Source organism: Flagellimonas beolgyonensis (genome assembly GCF_003992615.1).
Classification (GTDB): Bacteria; Bacteroidota; Bacteroidia; order Flavobacteriales; family Flavobacteriaceae; genus Flagellimonas; species Flagellimonas beolgyonensis.
Genome location: NZ_RZMY01000013.1, coordinates 267,262 through 290,463, shown reverse-complemented (window position 1 = coordinate 290,463; position 23,202 = coordinate 267,262). Strand labels below are relative to the sequence as shown.

The following is a 23,202-nucleotide window of genomic DNA, read 5'->3' as shown; positions in this document are numbered from 1 at the left end:
GGGGCTAAGTTACAAATTTACGATGCCATTGTATGCCTTGGATGCCACTAGAGCAGTTTGGGTACATATATAATGAGGCCTATGATGCTGGCAATGATCGATACGGTCATAACGGCACCTGCCGATATGTCTTTGATCAAGCCAATTTTGGGATCATGTTCCGGTTGGATATAGTCACATATTTTTTCAATGGCCGTATTTAAACTTTCAATGCCCATAACCAAGCCAATGGCGAAAAGTTGCAGTATCCACTCAGTTGGGGAAATTTCAAAATAGAATCCGGCGGCGGTCATCACCAGCGCGATAACAAACTGTATTTGTATGCTGGCCTCTGTCCACACCAACAGGAACATGCCCTTTAGGGCATATCCAATGCTTCGGACCCTATTTTTGAAAAACGATTCCTTAGGCATTCTTTACAGCTTCCAGGGCTTTGGAATAATCAGGTTCTTCTCCAATTTCACCTACTTGTTCGGTATAGACCACTGTACCATCTGCATCAACGATCACAACACTTCTGGACAACAACCCCTCGAAAGGACCGTCCAAAAGGGTGACCCCATACTCGGAACCAAACTTGCCCGCTTTGTAATCGGAGAGCATTTCTACGTTGTGGATGCCTTCCGCGCCACAAAATTCTTTTTGGGCAAAGGGCAGGTCCTTGGAAATACAAAGCACCTTCACACCGTCCATATTTGCAACTTCCTGATTGAATTGCCGAACGGATTGGGCACAAACGCCAGTTCCCACACTCGGAAAAATGTTCAATACCAATTTGGAGCCAAGAAAATCCGATAGGGTTACATCGGTCAAATCGGTCTTAGTTAATTTAAAATCAGGTGTTTTGGCACCTACTTGTGGAAGTTCTCCAATGGTTGTGGCAGGGTTTCCGCCAAATGTGATTGAAGCCATATTAATGTTCTTTGATTTTTGGCGTGAAGGTAAAAAGTTTCATGCTGAAGACATAGTCCCTTCAACGATTTTAATAAAAATTAAAGCTTCAAGTTAGTTACGAGGCCGTGCTTGTGGTCAATTGTTTGATCTTGATGGAAAAAGCGGCGAACAATAATGTCATCATAGGACTGAGCCAGTTGAATATGGCATAGATGCCATATTCGGCCACCCCAACCCCTAAAACCCCACTGTGGTAGGCCCCACAAGTGTTCCAGGGCACCAATACCGATGTTACGGTTCCGGAATCTTCCAGGGTACGGCTTAGATTTTCTGGAGCCAGCCCACGTTCCTTGTAGGCTTTGGAAAACATTTTACCCGGCACCACAATGGCCAAATATTGGTCCGATGCAGTTACATTGAGCGCCAAACAGCTACCTACTGTGCTGGCAAAAAGCCCAAAAGTGGTCTTGGCCATTTTTAGCAACGATTCCGTAATGCGTTCCAAGGCTCCGATACCGTCCATAATGCCACCAAATACCATAGCTGAAAGAATCAACCAAATTGTCCCCATCATTTTTGACATACCGCCCGATGAAAATAGATCGTTCAAAGCAGGGTCGCTGGTTGCGATTTGGGTATCTACTGTAATGGCATTTATTACAGCAAAATAGGAACTTTGCAGGAAAGATGTTGGCTTAGCCATAGCTGCATACTCCCCAATAAATTTTCCATCTTTATAAATTTTTGTGCTTTCCCTAAAAGTTTCTTTGACCCTAGAAGAAGAAGTCGGTAGTTCAAACTTAATTGGATTATCAAATGTAATGTTGTTTTGCTTTGAAAACAGTGAATAAACGCCTGGGGAGTAAAAGTTTTTATCCCCAGCATCCCACTCAACATACTCATTGAGGTGTGAAGGAATTTGATCTATTGTGTACTTGAGACCAGTACTCCAAATTATTTGGCTTTGAAATAAAATTGCGAAAACTCCACCCAACAAGGTTCCGATCAATAGCGCCATTAAGGGCGGTGCCTTTTTAACGATAAGAAAAATAACGACAACAGGCACCAAGAACAACCAGCCATTGATATTGAAAGCGGAACTTATATTAGATAATATGGCACTGGTATCAGCTTCGCCGGAAGTATCAATGGTAAAACCGAGAACAATGAACACGATGAGCGTAACTACTATGGTCGGCACGGTGGTCAACGCCATATACCGGATGTGTGAAAATAAATCTCCACCTGCCATGGCGGGTGCCAAATTGGTGGTATCGCTCAAGGGCGACATTTTATCTCCAAAATAAGCTCCTGAAAGTACGGCACCTGCCGTCATGCCCAAGGATATGTCCAATGCGTTGCCAATACCGACCAAAGCGATACCGACGGTAGCGGCCGTTGTCCAGCTACTTCCCGTAGCTATGGAAATAATGGCGCAAATAACCACACAAGCGGCCAAAAAGATGGTGGGGTTCAATATTTGTAGTCCGTAATAGATCATGGCGGGGATAATTCCACTAATTAACCAGGTGCCTGATAGTGCCCCGACCATTAAAAGGATAAGCAAAGCGCCTGAGGTGGAACGCACGTTTTCGGCTACTTCGGCAATCATCTGCTCATAGGAAACCTTCTTGAAAAAGCCCACGATGGCTGCCACAGCACCGCCCATAAGCAGAATAAACTGGTTGGAACCGCTTAGGGCATCATCACCAAAGACAAATACATTATAGGCCAACATGCCCACCAGTGCAATAACGGGAATTAGAGCTTCCCAAATCGATAGGTTTTTGTTCTCAACTATGTGTTCGTCTTCCCTGAACTTTGACTTTTCTTCGGTGTTTGACATTTGGATTGGGTTTGTATAGCGGTAATATTACGATTTTGAACCCTGTTCTGCAAACCGTAATTGTATACGCCCTATACCAATGCCGACTTGGATTCCAAGATGCCCAAATCCACCATGCAGCCCCTCATGGCTTTATAGGTTTTATGGATGTCATTGTCCAATCCGATGGAAAATCGGATAAGTCCCTCAGTAAGACCCAATTGTTTTTGTTCGTCCTCAGGTATTTCCGAAGAGGTGGAGGTGCCGGAAGCACTGAAAAGTGTTTTGTAGAAACCGAGACTCACCGCCAGATACCCCAATTTGCGCTCTTGCATCAGTTCCATAAGGGCATTGGCCTTGTCCAGCGTGCCTACATCGAGGGTAAGCATGCCCCCGAAACCGAATTCGGCGTTCATTTGGGATTTCATCAATTCGTGGCTTGGATGGCTTTCAAGCCCGGGATAGACCACCTTCAATCCATCATTTTCAAATTTTTCAGCAAGAAAATGGGCATTCTCACTGTGTTTTTTCATTCGAATGTGAAGCGTTCGCATATTTTTAAGGATGGAAGCCGCCCGCAAACTGTCCAAAGTGCTTCCCAAGAGCATTCCCGCACCATTGTTCACATCTTTCAAACTCAAGCAAAATTCAGAGGAAGCACAAACCGCACCTGCTACACAATCACTGCTGCCATTAATGAATTTGGTCAAACTGTGCACCACGATATCCGCACCTAATTGAGCAGCACTGATGGTCAAAGGAGAGAAAGTATTGTCAACTACCAAAGGCATACCATGTTTTTTTGCCAATTTGGCAAGCGAAGCGATATCGGCAATTTCTAACAACGGATTACTCACAGCTTCACAATAAATCATTTTGGTTTTGGGCGTTATGGCATCCTTTACAATATCCAAATTGGTAATGTCCACAAAGGACACTTCTATATTGAACTTTTTCACGAAGTTTTTCAGGAAGGCGTAGGTACCACCGTAAATGGTTCTGCTGCACACGATATGGTCGCCGGAATCACAAAGCTGTAAAATGACCGCGGTGATTGCGCCCATACCACTGGCGTACACGTTGGCCGATTCGGTGCCCTCCAATTGTGCCATGGCCTCACCCAGGTATAAATTGGAAGGAGAGGAGTGTCGGCTATAAAGATAACAACCCTCTGTGTTGCCCTCAAACGTGTCGAACATCGTCTTTGCAGACAAGAAAGTATAGGTGGATGAATCTGAAATGGAGGGATTTACGCCTCCGAATTCACCAAAATATTGAAGGTCCTGAATATGATCTGATGCTTTGTAGTCCATGATGTACAGTTTTTGATAAAATTAAACAACTTGTGATATAAAGTCAATATAAATATCAATTTTAGGAATATGGTTCTATTAAAATAATAAAATAGGATTTTTGTTCTTTAAATATTTATTTTTGATGAAATTATAGAAAAATAGTCGGTATGGAATTGGATCAAAAAGATTTGGAGCTGGTCAAAATGCTCCAATCGGATTGCAAGAAGACCACGAAACAGTATGCAGATGCACTTAATTTATCCAAGACCGCAGTGTATGAGCGCATCCGGCGTTTGGAGCGGAACGGCATTGTGACCCAATATGTGGCCTTGGTTAACAAGGAGAAGGTAAACCGCAACTTCACCGTCCTATGTCATATTCGGTTGGTGCAGCACACCAAGGACAACGTCTTGAAGTTCGAGAGGGAAATCCTGAAGCTGGATGAAGTGTCCGAATGTTTCCACGTTGGTGGCGATTACGATTACATTTTAAAGATCAATGTGGAGGATATGAAAAGTTATCGGGAGTTTATGATTACAAAATTGACGGCCATCAATAATATAGGCAATACCCAAAGCTCTTTTGTGATCAATGAGGTGAAGAACAGTCCCACAGTGCATGTGGCGTAGACCATTGGTCTTGTTGGAATTTCAATCCTTTTGCATGGGGTGCTTCCCAAAAAACATTCGTATTTTTACACTCGTTTTGTTTGAAAAAGCATTTATACAAATTATCCTTTCAAAAATCATAGTATGAATCAATATGATGTAGCTATCATTGGCTCTGGACCTGGAGGCTATGTAGCGGCCATTCGTTGTGCCCAATTGGGAATGAAAACTGCCCTTATCGAAAAATATGCAACCCTTGGGGGAACCTGTCTCAATGTAGGGTGTATTCCATCCAAGGCCTTGTTGGACTCTTCCCACCATTATGAGGATGCAGTTAAGCATTTTGAGGAGCACGGTATCGAGATTCCAGGTGAAATCAAAGTGAACCTGGAACAAATGATTGCCCGCAAGCAAGGCGTGGTCGACCAAACCACCAAGGGTATTGAGTTTCTGATGGATAAAAACAAGATAGATGTGTACCACGGCTTTGGTAGTTTTGCCGATGCCAATACCATCAGTATAGAAAAAGAGGATGGGAAGGAATCCATTGGAGCCAAAAACATCATAATTGCCACGGGATCCAAACCAAGCACCTTGCCCTTCATCAAAATAGACAAGGAACGCATCATCACTTCCACAGAAGTTTTAAAACTGAAGGAAATTCCAAAGCACCTGATTGTAATCGGCGGTGGGGTTATCGGGTTGGAGCTTGGCCAAGTGTACAAACGTCTTGGTTCCGAAGTGACCGTGGTGGAGTATATGGACCGCATTATTCCGGGAATGGATGGGGCGCTCTCCAAAGAGCTTACCAAGGTGATGAAAAAGCAAAAAGTGAAATTCAACCTGTCTCACAAAGTAAAATCTGTGGAGCGTAAAGGGGATGAAGTCATTGTAAAGGCCGATGATAAAAAAGGAGAGGAAGTAACCTTGACCGGGGATTATTGTTTGGTGAGCGTTGGCCGTAGACCTTATACCGATGGATTGAACCTAGAGGCAGCTGGAATTAAGTTGGATGATCGTGGAAGGGTAGAAGTGAACAGTCATCTACAGACCAACGTTTCACATATCTACGCCATTGGCGATGTGGTAAAAGGAGCTATGTTGGCACACAAGGCCGAAGAAGAAGGAACACTGGTGGCCGAATTGTTGGCCGGTCAAAAACCACATATCGATTACAATTTGATTCCAGGTGTTGTGTACACGTGGCCAGAGGTAGCCGCCGTGGGTAAAACCGAAGAGCAATTGAAGGAAGAAGGAGTCGAGTACAAAGTCGGCCAGTTTCCAATGCGTGCCTTGGGTCGTTCACGTGCCAGTATGGACTTGGATGGCTTTGTGAAAATTCTTGCCGACAAAAAAACGGATGAGGTACTGGGAGTCCATATGATCGGAGCCCGTTGTGCCGATTTGATTGCGGAAGCCGTTACGGCCATGGAATTTAGGGCATCCGCCGAAGATATTTCACGGATGAGCCATGCCCACCCAACCTTTGCCGAAGCTGTTAAGGAAGCTGCCTTGGCCGCAACAGCCGATAGGGCATTGCACGTGTAATAAAATGAAATGAAATTGGAAAAGCATTCAACCTCAAGTTGGATGCTTTTTTTGTTGGGAATTAGCCTCGAACCGTACGCAAGAACCTTCTTAAAAACAATCTGGCCCGAATGATCAATTCCCTTAAAGCGGGAATGGAAGCTTCCCGTAAATCGTTCCATTGAAATTTGACCATGTTGATAGCCGAAGCAATAGTGCCCTTGATTTGCGTCTCGTATTTGTTGTAGCGTAAAGCCAAGAAAGTACAGGCAACCATAAACAGAATAGCACCTGGAATGGCCACGCTCGGAACAAGAGAGCGGTTAAAGAAACGATGGAGACCCAATCCGGTAAAGCTTCCATACAATAGGATGAAATGGATCACATAGATGGAGAGCGTACTGGCGCCAATGGCCAAAACCGTTTTGTTGGTCATAAATCTGCGCAGCACCATGAAGACTACAAACACCATGAACACATTACCCAATCGGATGAACAGGTAATTGTTGGACAAAATCAGCTTGAACAATTCAATATCGGTCCAACCGTACATGAAATCGAAAAAACGGGATGATTGGTAAATCAACAGATAACCTACTGCCAAAGCAATGGATATGGCCGCAGGATACAAATACTTATAATCCTTGTGCCTGGTGAACAAAACCGAAATAAAAGCACCTAACGTGGTATAGCCCAACCAGGGAATAATAGTGAACACGGAACCATTCGCCTTGGTGAAATAGTTGGCCAGAAATTCTGGCAAAAAGCTAAAAGACCATTGTTTGTAGAGCGGTTCAAACAAGAACAAGAGTAATGTGATACCTATTAATAAGGTAGGGAATACATATCTTTTCTTCGAAACACTAAATAGGTAGATGCCGATTAAGGCCAAGATGGATAAACCGATACAATGGAGCACATCCACCAAATAAAAAGCATGGTATAGCTGTCCTTTAAAAAGGCCAAAGAGGTTCAAACGCAGCAAATAGCCGATCAACAATAACTGAAGTCCCCTTCGTATGCCCTTTGCCACCCTTGGATTATCCCATCCCTTTTGGGTGCCTCGAATTAAAAGGTAAGTGAAAATAAAACCGGAGACCGTAAAGAATACAGGAGCGGTGATTCCTCGGAAATACAACCAAATGTTGTACACTGGGTTGCTTAGGTCCCTGAAAACAGGATCCAACAGCCCATCGATAAAATGCCCTTGCAGCATCATCAAGATGGCCCACGCACGCATGGCATCAATAAAATACAACCGGTTACTTTTGGAATCCATTAAAATCTAATTACTCTATATACTTGTTTTAGAGATGGTTTGGATGCTTCTCGGGCCAAAAATATGCAAAATACTCGCATCTCTGTGGCAATTGGGGTATTTTAGCGAAACAATCAACAATTCATAACTATGGCTGCAATTTTGGCATTCGCTGGAAGCAATTCTTCAACATCCATCAATTTTAGATTGGTAAAACTGACGGTTTCAATGGTGCAAGGGCATGACGTTCAGGTGTTAAACATGACAGGTTACCCGTTTCCCATGTTCAGTGAGGACGATGAGAAACAAAAAGGGTATTCCAATTCGTTGGTGGAACTAAAGGATGAAATAGCCAAATCGAATGGATTGATCTTATCGGTGAACGAGCATAACGGAAACCCATCGGCCTATTTTAAGAATGTACTGGATTGGTTGTCCCGAATCGACATCAAATTTTTGGAGGGCACAAAGGTTTTGTTGATGTCCACCTCGGGCGGTAAACGTGGTGCCATGGGCTCTTTGGGCGTTGTTGAAAAAATGTTGCCAAGGTTCGGTGCAGAGATCGTGGCTACTTTTTCATTGCCTTCCTTTTATGATAATTTCAGCGATGAAGAAATCTTGGACAAGGCGTTGAAAGAGGAGCACCAAAAAGCGCTTCAGACTTTTTTGGATTCCCTAAACTAATCAAACTTGCGAACCTATCGCACATTTAGGGCCGAAGACCCTGTTAAAATCAAGCAAGCACTTTTGGGCTGGTCAAAGTCTTTCGATCATGTAGTTTGGTTGGACAGCAATAACCATACGGATCCGTACTCGACCTTTGAAGCCTGTTTGGCAATCGGTAAACACAACACCTTTCAGGGTTTGGATGAATTGAAAAAATTCACCGATATTTCACCAGATTGGCTGTTCGGCTATTTCTCCTATGACCTTAAGAACGAATTTGAAGATTTGGTTTCCGAAAATCACGATGAGTTGGGATTTCCAAACCTATACTTTTATCAACCCCTTAAGTTAATTTTCCTAAAAGGGGATGATCTGCACTTCTTGTATTTGGAGGAGGTCTCCCATGAAATCGATTTGGATTTTAAAACATTGTATTCGAATGAATTGGCGGTTGGTTTCGAAACAATGGCTGAAACACCCATCAAAATAAAAATGCGCATCCATAAAGATGCTTATTTTGAAAAGGCCTACAAATTTTTGGAGCATATTCACCGTGGGGACATTTACGAAGCCAACTTTTGTCAGGAATTTTTTGCCGAAGAAGTATCCATTGACCCTTGGGACACCCACACTAAATTAAATGCCATTTCCGAACCGCCCTTTTCAGCGTTCATGCGTTTGGATGATCGCTATTTGATGTGTGCATCTCCAGAGCGTTATCTCAAAAAAATGGGTACAAAGGTTATTTCACAACCCATCAAGGGTACCGCGAAAAGGGGTCAGACTCCACAGGAGGATGAAAAATTGGCCGAAAACTTGGCCAAGGATGAGAAGGAACGGGCCGAAAACATCATGATTGCCGATTTGGTCCGAAACGATCTTTCCAAAAGCGCTAAAAAGGGTTCTGTAACGGTAGCGGAACTTTGTAAAGTATACACGTACAAGCAGGTACATCAAATGATCTCAACCATAGTTTCAGAAGTGGACGAAGACAAATCCCCATTGGATCTGATTGCGGAAACCTTTCCTATGGGCAGCATGACCGGTGCACCCAAGGTATCTGCCATGAAAATCATTGAGGAACTGGAAGAGACCAAACGGGGTCTGTACAGTGGCGCTGTGGGTTATTTCGGACCCAACGGTGATTTTGATTTCAATGTGGTCATTCGAAGTATTTTGTACAATGCCCAAACAAAATACATTTCCTATTCGGTGGGTAGCGCCATTACATCAAGATCGATCCCCGAGAATGAATACCAAGAATGTCTGCTCAAGGCCAAGGCCATGCGCAGTGTATTGGAAAAGAGCTAAGGTTTATTTGTAATTTTGCGCCATGCTATCGGAATTTAAAAAGCACGTGGACATCCATTTTCCTTTCCTTTCGGGAAGAAAACTGCTGGTGGCCTGTAGTGGCGGATTGGATAGCGTAGTGCTGGCCCATTTGTGCAGTCGAATCGATTTGGAGGTGACCCTGGCCCATTGCAATTTTAAGTTGAGGGGGGCGGAAAGTGACGGTGATGCCGAATTTGTAGGGCAATTGGGAGCGCAGCTGGGAGTGGAAGTCCTTCAAAAAGGGTTCGATACCAAGGCTTTTGCGAGTACCCATCGAGGCTCTGTACAAATGGCTGCAAGGGAGTTGCGGTACCAATGGTTCTCGGAATTGATTAGAGACAGTGGATTTGACTTTGTCTTAACGGCCCATCATGCCGATGATGCTTTGGAAACCTTTTTGATCAATTTGTCACGCGGAACCGGTATGGAAGGCTTGACCGGTATTCCCGAAGTGAACAATGAGGTGGTGCGGCCGTTGTTGGTGTTTTCACGAGAGCAGATTGCCACCTATGCCGAAAAGCAAAGCATTTCGTGGCGCGAGGATAGCAGCAATGCCGATAACAAATACCTTAGGAACAGGATTCGCAACCAAATTGTTCCCCATTTAAAAGCACTGCATCCTACCTTTTTACAGAATTTTAAGCAAACCCAAGAGTATCTGCAACAATCCCAAGCCCTGATTCAAAACCATCTGAATGAAATCAGGGAAGGTTGGCATATAGCCGATGATGGCATAACCCAGATCAAGATTTCGGATTTGGAGAAATTGAGCCCTTTGCCTGCCTATTTGTATGGATTGTTCGAGTGCTATGGCTTTACCGATTTTGATGCTTTAAAAGCATTGTTGAAAGCATCCAGCGGTAAACAGGTGGTCTCCAAAACACATACTTTGTTGAAAGACAGGGCATATTTGTTGCTCTCCAAAATAAAAAATAGGGTAGAGGAGACATTCCTTGTCTTTGAACAGGGAGATAAAAATGACTTGCCCATTAACCTCCGACTGGAAATTGTAGGCGAATTGGAGAAATTCGATGACAATACCGTTTATTTGGATAAGGAAAAGTTAAACTTCCCGTTAGTGTTAAGAAAATGGGAAAAAGGCGACTATTTTTATCCTTTTGGAATGAAAGGAAAAAAGAAATTGTCCAAGTTTTTCAAGGATGAAAAAATGGATTTGATTTCCAAGGAAAACCAATGGCTTTTGTGCTCGGACGAACAAATCGTTTGGGTTTTGGGTCGCAGGGCCGACGAACGTTTTAAGGTTGAGGAATCAACCCGACAGATTGTAAAGATTACATGGATCGCATGAGATATTTTATACTGCTTTTAGGATTGCTTTTTGCCAACTTTTCATTGGTTGGCCAAACCGATAAAGAACCCGCATTGTGGAGCCACGAAGTACATAAGTTGTCCGACACCGAATACGAATTGGTGTTCAAAGGCAAGATCATGGAAGGCTGGCACATCTATTCCCAATATACCGATGAAGGAGGATCGCTGCCGAGCGAATTTACCTATGAGAGAGCCGGTGAGGATTACGAATTGGTCGGCATGACAGAGGAGAGTGAGACAATAAAGGAATACAGCGATATTTTTGAAGTGGAGGAAACCTTTTTTAAAGAAGAGGCCATATTTACCCAAAAAATCAAATTACTCGATCCCAATGTGCGCCAGATTTCCGTAAACCTTTTCTACCAGATTTGTAAAGAGGTGTGCATTCCCATGGACCACCTTTTTGAAATTTCGTTGGATGGTGGGACCTATGTTACGGATACCAAGGCAGTGGATGATAGGAGCGTGGCCCTTGGACAATCGCTAAAATTGGATTTGAAGAACAAAACCCTGTTGAACCAGGGCGGGATGACGGACTCCGAGGGCAAATCCAATCTCTGGATGATTTTTAGCTTGGGCTTTTTGGGCGGCTTGATCGCTCTTTTGACCCCATGTGTATTTCCCATGATTCCGTTGACGGTTTCGTTTTTTACCAAGCAGACCCAACAAAAAACCAAAGGAATCGGTAATGCCTTGTTGTACGGATTCTTTATCGTTTTGATCTATTTTCTATTGAGTCTGCCCTTTCATTTGTTCAATTCGGTGGATTCACAAATATTGAACACCATCGCCACCAACATTTGGCTCAATGTGTTCTTCTTTGTCATTTTCGTGTTTTTCGCGTTTTCCTTTTTTGGATATTACGAACTGACATTGCCCAGTTCTTGGGCCAACAAAATGGATTCCGCTTCCTCCAAGGTAGGAGGGGGACTGGGTATCTTCTTTATGGCACTCACCTTGGCCATTGTTTCATTTTCCTGTACCGGCCCTATTTTGGGCGGATTATTGGGGAGCACTACCTTGGCCGAAGGAAATGTGGCCACCAATCTAACAGCAGGTATGGTTGGGTTTGGGTTGGCCTTGGCGTTGCCATTCGCTCTGTTTGCCATGTTCCCGGCTTGGTTGAATTCTTTGCCAAAGTCAGGCGGATGGATGACCACCGTAAAAGTGGTATTGGGCTTTTTGGAGCTGGCCTTGGCCTTCAAGTTCCTTTCCAATGCCGATTTGGTGGGCAACTGGGGCATTTTCAAGCGTGAAATATTTGTGGGTATTTGGGTGGTGCTCTTTGTACTGATGACCCTGTATTTGTTCGGTGTGTTTCGATTTCCGCACGATGGCCCAAGAAAAAATCTTTCGCCGGCACGGAAGCTCACAGGTATTTTGAGCGCAGTATTTTCTATCTATTTGATTTTGGGACTGTTCAAGCTGACCGACCTGAAACTGTTGAGTGGTTTCCCGCCACCCAGTTTTTACAGTGTGGTCGAAACCGAAAGTGATTGCCCGCTAGGGTTGGACTGCTACAAGGATTTTGAAGAAGGCGTGGCCCATGCCAAGGAGCAGAACAAGCCCATTTTGCTCGATTTTACCGGTTGGGCCTGTGTGAACTGTCGAAAGATGGAAGAAAATGTTTGGAGCGACCCGAGCGTTTATTCCATTTTGAAAAATGAGTATGTGCTGATTTCGCTTTATGTGGATGATAGAAAGGAGCTGCCGGATGATGAAAAGTTCGATTTTAAGTTCGATTCAGGACGCATAAAGGCCATTGAAACCGTAGGGCAAAAATGGGGCACTTTCCAAACCATTAACTTCAATGCAGCCTCACAGCCGTATTATGTGTTGCTTTCATCAGATCTGGAAGTATTGAACGAGGCTGTGCAATATGTGGATGTGGAAACGTATCGCGAATGGTTAAAATCGGGGTTGGAGAAGTATCAGTTGTCGATGAACAAATAATACCAACCCGAACAAATATTTCATAGGGGTCTAAGAAATTAATCATACCTTAGGGTTGACTAATTGACTTAACCAAATTTTCGTGAAAACGCTTAAAAAAGTACTTCTTGCACTTGCAGTTCTCATTGTACTGCTTATTGTTGGCATCTTCATCTTTTTCAACACGTTAAAACCTGATTATAAGGGAACTAAATCCTTGGCCAATCTTCAAAATGAAGTAAAGGTTTACTATGATAATTATGGAATTCCGCATATTTATGCGGATGATGAATCCGACGCACTGAGGGCATTGGGCTATGTTCATGCCCAAGACCGTTTGTGGCAAATGGAGCTATTGCGTAGGGTGGCAAAAGGAAGAATTGCCGAGGTGTTCGGAGCCGATTTTGTGAAAACGGACAAGTTCTTTCTTTCCTTGGGCATAGCAGACCAATCTGTTGCCACGGTTTCCAATTTAAGACAGAACGATCCCATGGTGGAAAGGGCCCAGGCCTATTTGGATGGCATTAACGAGTTTATAGCACAGGGACCGACACCCATTGAGTTTTACCTGACAGGAATTGACAAGGAACCGTTCACTTTGGAAGATGTGTACAATGCCGTGGGGTATATGGCCTTCAGTTTTGCACAAGCACAAAAGACCGATCCTTTGTTGTCCGCTATGCGAGAAAAGTTGGGGGATGAGTACATGAAGGATTTGGCCATTGATTCGGATACAACAACCGTTTGGATCAAAAATTATAAAGGGACCCCAGCCGATACTTTGGGAACGGATATTACGGCAAGCGTTTATGCTGCACTGGAAAATTTGCCCGTCCCACTATTTGAAGGCAGCAACAGTTGGGTAGTGGCACCGGCCAAAACAAAAAGTGGTAAAGTTATTTTGGCCAACGACCCGCACATTGGGTTTGCACAGCCATCGGTTTGGTACGAAGCCCATGTGAACACCCCAACGTATGAAAAATATGGATATCATTTGGCCGGCGTGCCCTTTCCGCTTTTGGGTCACGACAGGAACTTGGCCTATGGACTTACCATGTTCGAAAATGATGATATCGATTTCTATTATGAGGAAGTCAATCCTTCTGATAGTACCCAATACAAAACCGTTGAAGGTTGGAAGAATTTTGAATATGTGACCAAGACCATCAAAGTTAAGGATGGTGACGACGTTTCTTTCACTTACAAGAAAACACAGCATGGTCCTGTTATGAATCAAGTTGTTGATTTCGTTACTGGAGAATCACCTGTGGCCATGTCATGGATCTATACCCAACAAAAAAATGAGGTATTGCACGCTTTGCATGGATTGAGCCACGCAACCAATCTGGGTGAATTCAAAAGTGCTTTGCCAAAAATCCATGCACCGGGATTAAATGTAATGTATGGTGATGCCGAAGGCAATGTGGCTTGGTGGGCCACGGCAAAACTTTATCAAATGCCCGATAGCCTATCCACCAAATTTATCTTAAACGGGGCGTCGGGAACGGAAGAACCCTTACGCTTTTTGGATTTTTCAGAAAACCCAAGTGCCATAAATCCACCATGGAACTATGTATATTCGGCCAATAACCAACCCGATTCCATAGCTGGCATGCTGTACCCTGGCTATTATTTGCCAGAGAACAGGGCCAAACGTATTGTGCAGTTGCTCGATGCCAAAAATGACTGGGATAAGGAGTCCATTTCCGACATGATTTTGGATGTGACTTCTCCCGTAAATACTGAATTGATCACCGAACTCATCAAATGGTTCGATGTTTCCCATTTGACCAAGGAACAATTGGTGTTGGTGGATTCGTTGAAGAACTGGGATGGAAGATATACACTTTCCAGCACCAGCCCTACGTTGTTTCATCGCAGTGAATATTTCATGGTCAAGAACACCATGGAAGATGAATTGGGGCCTGAAATGTTCCAACAGTTTTTGGGCACACACCTGTTTAAACGACAAATTGCTTGGGGAGCAAAAATGGAAAATGGCAAATGGTGGGACAATATCAATACCCCGGATGTGGTGGAAACCAGAAAGGATATGATCATGAAATCCTTTGCGGAAGCATGGGCCTCGCTCGAGAACGACCTTGGACCCGATCCGAGCCAATGGACATGGGACAAAGTACATACCTTGGAACACCAACACCCGTTTGGGAAAGTAGCATCATTGCGGTCGTATTTCAATGTTGGTCCTTTTCCAGTGGAAGGCACACGTGAAGTAATCAACAATCTTTCTTTTCCGTATGACGGAACCGGTTTTTACAAAGTAAGTTCAGGACCGTCCACGCGGCGTATCATCGATTTTTCAGATATCGAAAACAGTATCAGTATTTTGCCTACAGGGCAATCCGGCAACCCTTTCAGTAAACACTACAAGGATCAAGCCGAGATGTATGTTAATGGTCAGTTTCGGAAAATGATGATGAACAAAGCAGAGATCCAAGAAACTGCCGAATCTGTGCTGACGTTTACAAAGCGTTAACCAATTTTATTGGTTGGTAATAGGCTTTTGTCAATCCAAACTGGGGCATCCATCAAATAGAAGGTTCTTTGGTTGTGGGAATAGCTATTTTATTCCACACTAAAGAGATTTTCAAAATATGCTCATCAAAGTTTATGGAAGTGCCGTTTTTGGCATTGAGGCAACCACCATTGCGGTGGAAGTGAATGTGGATAAAGGGGTAGGATACCATTTGGTAGGGCTACCCGACAATGCCATTAAAGAAAGTAACTATCGGATTGCTGCGGCACTGCAGAACAACGGTTACAAGATTCCGGGCAAAAAGATCACCATCAACATGGCCCCTGCCGATCTGCGGAAAGAAGGCTCTGCCTATGACCTCACCTTGGCTTTGGGAATATTGGCCGCTTCCAATCAAATCAATTCCTTGAACATTCAGGACTATCTTATCATGGGGGAGCTCTCCTTGGACGGTAGCCTACAACCCATTAAAGGAGCATTGCCCATTGCGCTTAAGGCCCAAGAGGAAGGGTTTAAAGGCTTCATCCTTCCAAAGGAAAATGCCAGTGAAGCAGCCATTGTGAATAATCTGACGGTTTTTGGGGTGGACAACATCAAGGAGGTAATCGATTTTTTTGATCAAGGCACACCTTTGCAGGAAACCCATGTGGATACCAAACAGGAATTTTATGACCATTTGGATCTTCCTGATTTTGATTTCGCCGACGTTAAGGGCCAGGAAAGTATAAAAAGATGTATGGAAATCGCAGCGGCTGGAGGGCACAACATTATTTTGATAGGTCCCCCCGGAGCAGGCAAGACCATGCTGGCCAAACGACTTCCTTCCATTTTACCTCCGATGACCCTTCAAGAGGCGTTGGAGACCACAAAAATCCATAGTGTAGTGGGCAAGGTAAAGAACAAGGGGCTGATGAGTCAAAGGCCTTTTCGAAGTCCACACCACACCATTAGCAGCGCTGCCTTGGTCGGTGGTGGCAGCTATCCCCAACCTGGGGAAATTTCCTTGTCGCACAACGGGGTTTTGTTCCTGGACGAATTACCGGAGTTTGAACGTCGTGTACTCGAGGTGATGCGACAGCCCATGGAAGATAGGGAGGTAACCATTGCACGAGCCCAATATGCGGTAACCTATCCCAGTAGCTTTATGTTGGTCGCCAGCATGAATCCAAGTCCGGGAGGCTATTTTAACGATCCCGATGCTCCGGTTACATCCTCCCCGGCTGAAATGCAGCGGTATTTGGGAAAAATTTCGGGTCCGTTGTTGGATCGAATCGATATCCATATAGAGGTTACCCCCGTACCTTTTGATAAATTGTCGGACGACCGTAGAGGAGAAAGCAGCGTTGCCATTCGAAAGCGGGTAGAAATGGCCCGTGAAATCCAAACCATCCGATTTGAAGACTTCAAGGAAGTACACTACAACGCACAAATGGGCACCAAGCATATCCGTCAATTTTGCAGATTGGATGCCACTTCCAAAAATCTGTTAAAAAATGCCATGCAACGTTTGAACTTATCGGCACGTGCGTATGATCGGATATTAAAAGTATCCCGAACCATTGCTGACCTCAGTCAATCGGAACATGTGAACGAAGAACACATCTCGGAAGCCATTCAATACCGCAGTCTGGACCGCGATGGCTGGTTGGGCTGAGTATTAACCGAACTTTTTGATCAATTGATAGGCAAACTCCACCATTTCACGATAATTCTCCTTGCTAATTTTTTCGTCGATGCCGTGGAACCTTGTATAGCTATCGGGTTCAAGTCGAATCGGGTAAAAGCGATAGACATCGTCGGCCACATCATAAAAATAGCGGGCATCCGTACCACCGCCAATCAGACCTGGCACTACAACAGCTTCCGGGAACACGGAACGGATGGTCAATTCAAGATTTTTGAACGCTTCCGAATCAATTCCCGAAACTGGGGATGGGTCAGTGGAAAAACCGGCCAGTTCAACCTTGATCTTATCGCCCACAGTTTCTTGCACATGTTCTTTTACCGATGCAACCGTTTCTCCGGGCAATATCCTAAAATTAATGGTGGCCTTGCCTACGGTGGGTATCACATTGTCCTTAACACCGCCCTCCACAATGGTTGGGGCAGTAGTGGTATGTGCATTGAGCGCTTTTAATACAGGGCCTTTGAACAACCATGGATTGGCAAAGGCCAGTTTCTTCATAAACGGCATTTCGGCACCCATATATTCAAATTGGTAATCAATCGGCTTCACCATTTTGTAGGGAAATTGATTGTTTTCAAGGTCCACGATGGCTTGGGCCAACATACCCAAAGTATTGTCTTTCGGTGGCGCTGAACTGTGTCCGCCCCTTGTTTCAACTATCAAGTTGAAGGAGGCATAGCCTTTTTCGGCCAAGTTGACCATGGCCACGGTTTTGTCAAAATCAGGGACCATCTGAACGGCCAAAAAACCACCCTCGTCAAGTGCCATGGCAGCATTTACCCCCTTTGCTTTTAAATGGGCAGCAATTTCTTTGGCTCCGGTTGAGCCACCGAGCTCCTCATCATGGCCAAACGCCAGATAAATGGTCTGGGCTGGTTTGAAATTCTGTTGAAGCAAGGTTTCAACCGATTCCATAAGGGCCATTAACGAACTCTTATCATCCAAAGTTCCCCGACCAATAATATGGGTATCCGTAATTCGTCCTTCAAATGGTGGTGCTTCCCAATCCGATAGGGTGGGTTGGTCCACCGGAACCACATCCTGATGGGACATGAGTATAATGGGCTTTTTGGAGGCATCTGTCCCTTGCCATTTGTACAGCAAGCTGTACTCATTGATTTTTTCAAGGGAAAGTTGTTCGTGAACCAAGGGATAGGTTTCCCTTAAAAATTCATGGAATCCATTAAATGCAGTGGAATCGGGTATCGCATCTTCGCCAAAGGAAATGGTTTTAAACTGAATGGCCTTGGAAAGGTTGTAATATGCCGAATCGGGAAAAATCATGGCTTCCAAAGGCTCTGGGGCCACTTGTTTGGATGATAGCGATAAGGTGTTGAAGATCAATAAGGCTCCAACAACCACGATAACGGCCAAAAGGCCCAGAAGTAATTTTTTCATGAATAGGTTTTTTTGGTTGGTTTGTGACCGGTTGGATGAACAGCCAGCCCACAAGAGCTACAAATTATTGAAAATTTGGTTAGACACCTTACTTTCCATTGATTTTCGACCCATTAATTTTTTAAGGGTTTCAAAATGAATTCAACAATCCTGTGGCTCAAGGGTTTTAAAAACGCAAAAAATGAGTTAAACTGTTCAAATTCAATCAATTTGATTCGTAAACAATCCTATCTTTGCCGCCATTTTTTAAAGGAGAACAAATGCAATGTGTAGAATTGAACCCGGTGGGCAACTTTGATCCATGGGAACAGGAGAAGCTGGATGAGTTGCTGCGTCAAGATATTTCGGATGCCCTAAGTAATACACTGGTGTTCGAAAATGAAAACATGAAGTTGTGGGATTTGATCCTGCTGCCTGGGGAGCGGATACCTTTTAGAAGACATAATTCCAATTACGTGATGGCATGTACCACGGGTGGATTGGCGTTGACCAGGTATGGCAATGGCAAAATAGACATGCTGAAATTGGAGCCAGGCGATTCAGAATTTTTTGAGCACTGTGGCAAAAATTATGTGAACGACCTCGAGAATATCGGTGAATTCCCGATTGTCATCAATATTCTGGAATATAAACAAGCACAAAAGGACACAAGCAATATCTTTTGCAACTAAATGGCCTTGATGTTGGCCCTTAGTCCGGAAATAATGCCGAGAATGTTCTTTACGGTATCCTCCAAATAGTACTTAATGGCCAAATGGGGAATCCGGATTGTGGTAAACCCATTTTTAAAGGAGTGCATGGCATCTTCCAGGTCATTAATGGCCTGTTCGTGCGTGATCATGTTATAATCCTTATCGATTTCGATGTTGAGTTTTACCCGGGAAATGGCGATATCCACTGATTTTTTACCATCCCACCATTCCAACATGGGATGCGCTCCGGCTTCCTTTAGGGCATAGAATAAGTGAATGGCCTCGATCGGGGTGTCGTTGTCCAGGATCACTTTTTTAATAAGACGGGAATGTCTATCGCAAAGAGGAACACCCAGCGACTCCATGGAATTTTCAAATTGTTGGTGTTCTATACGCTTGTCACAATCCTTACATGTCATAAGTACTTGCAAAGTTTAAGGTCAAAGTTCGATTTGGGACTATTATAACTTTGCCTTTTTCAAAATCGTATAAATTGTCGATGTAAAACACCCCACTTTTAGACGAAATGCATTTTTTTGGATGAAATACATGGTTTGTCCCAATATCCTGTTAATTTCAACACCACAAACCAACTATTCAAATGCTCAAAAAATTAGGACCCGGTATATTGGTCGCGGCAGCCTTTGTTGGCCCAGGAACGTTGACGATGTGCACCCTGGCTGGAGTGCAATTTGGCTATTCATTGATTTGGGCCCTTCTAGTGTCCGTTTTGGCCACCATTGTTTTGCAGGGAATGGCAGGGCGAATTGGCGTGGTAACCCAACAAGGATTGGTGGATGTGGTTAAGGACCAACTCAAGACACCTTGGCTTAAAAACTTGGTTTTGATCATTGTTTTGGGTGCAATATTGATCGGCAATGCAGCTTATGAGGGCGGCAATATTGGTGGGGCTACATTAGGTCTGGAACAATTACTTCCCTTTCCTCAAATTAGACCCTTTCTGCCCGCCATTATTGGCATTGTAATTTTTCTTTTGTTGTGGTTCAGTAATTATAAGGTATTGGAGCGCCTATTTATCGGATTGGTCGCCCTTATGGGGGTGAGTTTTGTTATCTGTGCCCTATTGACCAAACCATCTTTGAATGAAATTGTAAAAGGGGCCTTGGTGCCCAAGTTGCCTAAAGGCAGTTTGTTGACGGTAATTGCCTTGGTGGGTACCACTGTGGTACCCTACAACCTGTTTTTGCACGCTTCCTTGGTCAAGGAAAAATGGCAATCGAAAGAGGATCTAAATATTGTAAAATGGGATACCATAATTTCCATCGCTTTGGGGGGGCTGGTATCCATTGCTATTTTGGTAACCGCAGCGGCGGCACCCATTGCCTATATTGACAATGCATTGGATATGGCAAAGGGACTGGAACCGTTATTTGGTAAAATGGCACTCTATTTCATGGCCTTTGGCTTGTTGGCCGCCGGAATAACTTCAGCGATCACTGCTCCACTGGCAGCGGCCTTTGTTGCCAGTAGTTGTTTTGGCTGGAAAGGAGGGATGCAGGACAAACGTTTCAAGCTGGTTTGGACCACGGTATTGTTTTGCGGTGTTGTTTTTCTTTCCTTCGATGTTAAACCGATTCAAGTTATTCAATTTGCCCAAGTGGCCAATGGTATTTTATTGCCCGTAATGGCCTTGTTACTGCTTTGGGTGGTAAATAAGAAAGACGTGATGGGCGCCAATGCAAATTCACTTGTGCAGAACATTTTTGGATGGGCCATTGTCTTGTTTTCCCTGTTTTTGGGCATTAAGAGTATACTAAAGGTAGTGGGGACTATATGAAACCATTTGTTATCGATATCAACTGTGATGTAGGGGAGGGCGTGGGCAATGAGCCCGACCTTTTTCCATATATCAGTTCTTGTAACATCGCCTGTGGTGGACACGCCGGTGATGAAGCCACCATGCGTAGCATTACAGCATTGGCCCAACAGCATCAGGTCAAGATAGGGGCACATCCTTCGTATCCGGACAAGCCGAATTTTGGAAGGGAAGTGATGGATATTTCCAACGAAGCACTTTCAGCAAGCATCAAGAATCAATTGGCGACCTTTGATGGTATTTTGGAAGAAATCAACGGGAAGCTGCACCATATTAAGGCCCATGGTGCACTGTATAATGAAACCGCCAAAAATGAGGAATTGGCACAAAATTATCTCAATGCCATTTCCGAATATAGGACAAGGGCAATAGTATATGTACCCTATGGTTCGGTGATTGCCAGTTTGGCGAAAGCGCAAGGTTTTGAACTGTGGTTTGAAGGATTTGCGGATAGGAATTACAATCCAGATCTTAGCTTGGTCTCCCGAAAGTCCGATAAAGCCTTGATACATCGACCAGAAGAGGTCCTGAACCATGTCTTACCGATGATTTGTGAAAACAGGGTACTTACCATTTCGGACCAGTTGGTCCCCATAGAAGTGCAAACCTTGTGCGTGCACGGCGACACTTCCTCGGCATTGGAAATATTGATGTATCTTTCAACAGAATTACCAAATCACCAGGTTAAGATACATCAGTGAAAAGTTACCCCATCAGCATAAAACCCTTTGGAGAGCGGGCCGTTCTTATGGAATGGCCCAACGAAGTAAAAGAAACCATTTTGGAAGACATCCTGATTTTTATGGATGCCTTTAAAGCATTGAAAATTAAAGGTTGGGAAATGTCTGTGGCCTACAATTCCGTCACCATGGTCTATAATCAGGATCATTTGGATTTTGAGGAAACCAAAACCTTGCTTTTGGAATGTTATAGCAACCGATTTAACACCGAATCCAAACGAGTGCGCCATCTTTGGACCTTGCCTGTTTGTTACGACCCGGAATTCGGTATGGACATAGCGTCGGTGGCCGATTCGCTTCATCTTTCGGTGGAAGAATTGATTGCACAGCATACATCACACCAATATGTGGTGTATGGTATTGGCTTTTTACCGGGCTTTATGTATTTGGGAGGATTGCCCCAATCCTTGGAAATTCCTAGAAGGGCCGAACCTCGTTTGCAGGTGGCTAAAGGCTCCGTTGGATTGGCAGGAAAACAGACAGGAATCTATCCGCAGGATTCACCGGGTGGATGGAACATTATCGGAAATTGTCCGGTTTCCCTTTTCAATCCATCGGCCAAACAACCTTGCTTTGTGAAAGTGGGCGATAAGATACAGTTCGAAAAAATATCCAAGGCCGAATACAAACTCCACATTATAGAGGCGGAAGTGGGCATTTATCAACCAGAAAAGACCGTTTTGAATGCTTAAAGTGCTGAAATCTGGATTTTTTATCTCCATACAAGATTTGGGTAGATTTGGATATCGTGATATTGGAGTGCCTATCTCAGGTGCGATGGACTCGGATTCCGTGAAAAAAGCAAACCTGTTGTTGGAAAATGACCCCAACGATGCCGTTTTGGAAATTACAATGACCGGCCCAACCCTTGAATTCCATGATCCAACCTATATCTGTTTGACGGGCGCGCACCTTTCCGCAACATTGAACAACCATCCCTTGGAAAATTATGAAGTGGTGAAGGTGGAAAAGGGGGATATATTGTCGTATGGCCGGTTAACAGACGGTTTTAGATCCTATTTGGCCATAAAAGGCGGATTTTTAACGGAAAAAATCATGGGTAGCCGTTCTCAGTTCATCCCGGTTACTGCCACCAAACGCCTAAAGGACGGGGATGAGGTGCCTTATAAGGCGTTCGATTCCTATAATCCCATGATTTCTGAGGTGAAGATTGAAGAGCATTACCATCATGACGAGTTGATGGTTCATAAAGGTCCAGAGTTCGACCTACTGACCGATGCCCAACTCAATCAAATTTTCGATTCCTCATTCTCGGTCTCCAAGGAAAACAATCGAATGGCTTATCAAATGGCAGAATTGATTGAAGGCCATTCCCATTCCATGCTCACTTCGGGCACCTTGCCAGGATCGGTGCAACTAACACCGGCAGGTCGATTGATCGTCTTGATGAAAGATGGGCAGACGACTGGAGGCTACCCAAGGGTTTTACAATTGTCGGAAGCTTCCATTTGTACCCTGGCCCAAAAGAAATCGGGCGACAAATTAACCTTTAAGCTGTTGTAGATTCCCAGTTATTTTTTGTATCGTTGGACTATGGAAGGAAATATCCTAATCAACAATGTGGTCATTATTGCTCCGATTAAGGGGTGATACAGATTGCTTGTTGCTAAAAAGGGCCTGTATCTCGATGGATGCAGGCCCTTTTTCTTTTCAATAAAAAT

Annotated in this window: 20 protein-coding genes; 13 read left to right on the top strand and 7 right to left on the bottom strand. The window is 44.1% G+C overall.

Annotation, left to right across the window (positions count from 1 at the left end):
• Positions 1–47: 47 nt before the first annotated feature.
• From EO131_RS08005 to EO131_RS07990, 4 genes are all read right to left on the bottom strand, one after another.
• Entirely contained in the window at positions 48–413 is a 366-nt protein-coding gene (locus tag EO131_RS08005) for a diacylglycerol kinase family protein (RefSeq protein ID WP_127020662.1), read from the bottom strand.
• Complete coding sequence (gene tpx / locus EO131_RS08000; RefSeq protein WP_127020660.1) at positions 406–912, bottom strand: thiol peroxidase; 507 nt, start codon at positions 910–912, stop codon at positions 406–408. The genes EO131_RS08005 and tpx overlap by 8 nt, the downstream gene beginning before the upstream one ends.
• A gap of 97 nt (positions 913–1,009) precedes the next feature.
• A complete protein-coding gene (locus EO131_RS07995) occupies positions 1,010–2,740 on the bottom strand; it encodes a Na+/H+ antiporter NhaC family protein (RefSeq protein WP_127020658.1) in 1,731 nt (576 codons plus the stop codon).
• Positions 2,741–2,811: 71 nt separating this feature from the next.
• Positions 2,812–4,032 carry an aminotransferase class I/II-fold pyridoxal phosphate-dependent enzyme gene (locus EO131_RS07990; protein WP_127020656.1) on the bottom strand — a complete coding sequence of 407 codons (1,221 nt, stop codon included), beginning with the start codon at positions 4,030–4,032 and terminating at the stop codon, positions 2,812–2,814.
• A gap of 149 nt (positions 4,033–4,181) precedes the next feature.
• Between EO131_RS07990 and EO131_RS07985 the strand changes: the two genes are divergently transcribed.
• Both EO131_RS07985 and lpdA read left to right on the top strand, forming a co-directional pair.
• Positions 4,182–4,643: an Lrp/AsnC family transcriptional regulator gene (locus tag EO131_RS07985; RefSeq protein WP_127020654.1), complete on the top strand. Its 462-nt coding sequence runs from the start codon at positions 4,182–4,184 to the stop codon at positions 4,641–4,643.
• A 123-nt stretch (positions 4,644–4,766) separates the two neighbouring features.
• The gene (gene lpdA / locus EO131_RS07980; RefSeq protein ID WP_127020652.1) at positions 4,767–6,170 is read left to right on the top strand and encodes a dihydrolipoyl dehydrogenase; all 1,404 of its coding nucleotides are present in this window, start codon (positions 4,767–4,769) and stop codon (positions 6,168–6,170) included.
• A gap of 61 nt (positions 6,171–6,231) precedes the next feature.
• Here lpdA and EO131_RS07975 read toward each other — a convergent pair whose 3' ends face one another.
• Positions 6,232–7,428: an acyltransferase family protein gene (locus EO131_RS07975; protein WP_127020650.1), complete on the bottom strand. Its 1,197-nt coding sequence runs from the start codon at positions 7,426–7,428 to the stop codon at positions 6,232–6,234.
• A 129-nt stretch (positions 7,429–7,557) separates the two neighbouring features.
• On the opposite strand from EO131_RS07975, the gene EO131_RS07970 reads away from it, so the two are divergent.
• From EO131_RS07970 to EO131_RS07945, 6 genes are all read left to right on the top strand, one after another.
• Positions 7,558–8,091, top strand: coding sequence for an NADPH-dependent FMN reductase (locus tag EO131_RS07970; protein WP_127020648.1), 534 nt, complete (start codon positions 7,558–7,560; stop codon positions 8,089–8,091).
• A 6-nt stretch (positions 8,092–8,097) separates the two neighbouring features.
• On the top strand, positions 8,098–9,384 hold the full coding sequence (locus EO131_RS07965) for an anthranilate synthase component I family protein (protein ID WP_127020646.1): 1,287 nt from the start codon (positions 8,098–8,100) through the stop codon (positions 9,382–9,384).
• Positions 9,385–9,406: 22 nt separating this feature from the next.
• Complete coding sequence (tilS, locus tag EO131_RS07960; RefSeq protein WP_127020644.1) at positions 9,407–10,714, top strand: tRNA lysidine(34) synthetase TilS; 1,308 nt, start codon at positions 9,407–9,409, stop codon at positions 10,712–10,714.
• Positions 10,711–12,690 carry a protein-disulfide reductase DsbD family protein gene (locus EO131_RS07955; RefSeq protein WP_206512868.1) on the top strand — a complete coding sequence of 660 codons (1,980 nt, stop codon included), beginning with the start codon at positions 10,711–10,713 and terminating at the stop codon, positions 12,688–12,690. The genes tilS and EO131_RS07955 overlap by 4 nt, the downstream gene beginning before the upstream one ends.
• Before the next feature lie 82 nt (positions 12,691–12,772).
• Positions 12,773–15,166, top strand: coding sequence for a penicillin acylase family protein (locus EO131_RS07950; protein ID WP_127020640.1), 2,394 nt, complete (start codon positions 12,773–12,775; stop codon positions 15,164–15,166).
• A 118-nt stretch (positions 15,167–15,284) separates the two neighbouring features.
• Positions 15,285–16,820, top strand: a complete 1,536-nt coding sequence (locus tag EO131_RS07945; RefSeq protein ID WP_127020638.1) for a YifB family Mg chelatase-like AAA ATPase — start codon at positions 15,285–15,287, stop codon at positions 16,818–16,820.
• Between the two features lie 3 nt (positions 16,821–16,823).
• Here the strand turns inward: EO131_RS07945 and EO131_RS07940 are convergent, their stop codons facing one another.
• Positions 16,824–18,251, bottom strand: a complete 1,428-nt coding sequence (locus tag EO131_RS07940; RefSeq protein ID WP_127020636.1) for a M20 family peptidase — start codon at positions 18,249–18,251, stop codon at positions 16,824–16,826.
• Between the two features lie 260 nt (positions 18,252–18,511).
• Here EO131_RS07940 and EO131_RS07935 point away from each other — a divergent pair, with 260 nt between their 5' ends.
• Entirely contained in the window at positions 18,512–18,922 is a 411-nt protein-coding gene (locus EO131_RS07935) for a hypothetical protein (protein WP_127020634.1), read from the top strand.
• Here the strand turns inward: EO131_RS07935 and EO131_RS07930 are convergent.
• Positions 18,919–19,362, bottom strand: a complete 444-nt coding sequence (locus EO131_RS07930) for a hypothetical protein (RefSeq protein WP_127020632.1) — start codon at positions 19,360–19,362, stop codon at positions 18,919–18,921. The genes EO131_RS07935 and EO131_RS07930 overlap by 4 nt on opposite strands.
• A 182-nt stretch (positions 19,363–19,544) precedes the next feature.
• Here EO131_RS07930 and EO131_RS07925 point away from each other — a divergent pair, with 182 nt between their 5' ends.
• The 4 genes from EO131_RS07925 to EO131_RS07910 are packed head-to-tail and all read left to right on the top strand — an operon-like array spanning position 19,545 to position 23,044.
• Positions 19,545–20,741 carry an Nramp family divalent metal transporter gene (locus EO131_RS07925; protein ID WP_127020630.1) on the top strand — a complete coding sequence of 399 codons (1,197 nt, stop codon included), beginning with the start codon at positions 19,545–19,547 and terminating at the stop codon, positions 20,739–20,741.
• A complete protein-coding gene (pxpA, locus tag EO131_RS07920) occupies positions 20,738–21,481 on the top strand; it encodes a 5-oxoprolinase subunit PxpA (protein WP_127020628.1) in 744 nt (247 codons plus the stop codon). The genes EO131_RS07925 and pxpA overlap by 4 nt, the downstream gene beginning before the upstream one ends.
• The gene (gene pxpB, locus EO131_RS07915) at positions 21,478–22,212 is read left to right on the top strand and encodes a 5-oxoprolinase subunit PxpB (protein ID WP_127020627.1); all 735 of its coding nucleotides are present in this window, start codon (positions 21,478–21,480) and stop codon (positions 22,210–22,212) included. Before pxpA ends, pxpB begins: the two co-directional genes overlap by 4 nt.
• Positions 22,205–23,044 (top strand): 5-oxoprolinase subunit C family protein, encoded by an 840-nt coding sequence (locus EO131_RS07910; protein WP_127020625.1) that lies wholly within the window; start codon positions 22,205–22,207, stop codon positions 23,042–23,044. Before pxpB ends, EO131_RS07910 begins: the two co-directional genes overlap by 8 nt.
• Positions 23,045–23,202: the final 158 nt, after the last annotated feature.

Coding starts and splice junctions, on each gene's coding strand:
- EO131_RS07930 (WP_127020632.1), bottom strand. CDS start 19,362: ATGACATGTAAGGATTGTGACAAGCGTATAGAACACCAACAATTTGAA.
- EO131_RS07970 (WP_127020648.1), top strand. CDS start 7,558: ATGGCTGCAATTTTGGCATTCGCTGGAAGCAATTCTTCAACATCCATC.
- EO131_RS07910 (WP_127020625.1), top strand. CDS start 22,205: ATGCTTAAAGTGCTGAAATCTGGATTTTTTATCTCCATACAAGATTTG.
- pxpA (WP_127020628.1), top strand. CDS start 20,738: ATGAAACCATTTGTTATCGATATCAACTGTGATGTAGGGGAGGGCGTG.
- tilS (WP_127020644.1), top strand. CDS start 9,407: ATGCTATCGGAATTTAAAAAGCACGTGGACATCCATTTTCCTTTCCTT.
- EO131_RS07975 (WP_127020650.1), bottom strand. CDS start 7,428: ATGGATTCCAAAAGTAACCGGTTGTATTTTATTGATGCCATGCGTGCG.
- EO131_RS07955 (WP_206512868.1), top strand. CDS start 10,711: ATGAGATATTTTATACTGCTTTTAGGATTGCTTTTTGCCAACTTTTCA.
- lpdA (WP_127020652.1), top strand. CDS start 4,767: ATGAATCAATATGATGTAGCTATCATTGGCTCTGGACCTGGAGGCTAT.
- tpx (WP_127020660.1), bottom strand. CDS start 912: ATGGCTTCAATCACATTTGGCGGAAACCCTGCCACAACCATTGGAGAA.
- EO131_RS07925 (WP_127020630.1), top strand. CDS start 19,545: ATGCTCAAAAAATTAGGACCCGGTATATTGGTCGCGGCAGCCTTTGTT.
- EO131_RS07985 (WP_127020654.1), top strand. CDS start 4,182: ATGGAATTGGATCAAAAAGATTTGGAGCTGGTCAAAATGCTCCAATCG.
- EO131_RS07945 (WP_127020638.1), top strand. CDS start 15,285: ATGCTCATCAAAGTTTATGGAAGTGCCGTTTTTGGCATTGAGGCAACC.
- EO131_RS07940 (WP_127020636.1), bottom strand. CDS start 18,251: ATGAAAAAATTACTTCTGGGCCTTTTGGCCGTTATCGTGGTTGTTGGA.
- EO131_RS07935 (WP_127020634.1), top strand. CDS start 18,512: ATGCAATGTGTAGAATTGAACCCGGTGGGCAACTTTGATCCATGGGAA.
- EO131_RS07995 (WP_127020658.1), bottom strand. CDS start 2,740: ATGTCAAACACCGAAGAAAAGTCAAAGTTCAGGGAAGACGAACACATA.
- EO131_RS08005 (WP_127020662.1), bottom strand. CDS start 413: ATGCCTAAGGAATCGTTTTTCAAAAATAGGGTCCGAAGCATTGGATAT.
- EO131_RS07990 (WP_127020656.1), bottom strand. CDS start 4,032: ATGGACTACAAAGCATCAGATCATATTCAGGACCTTCAATATTTTGGT.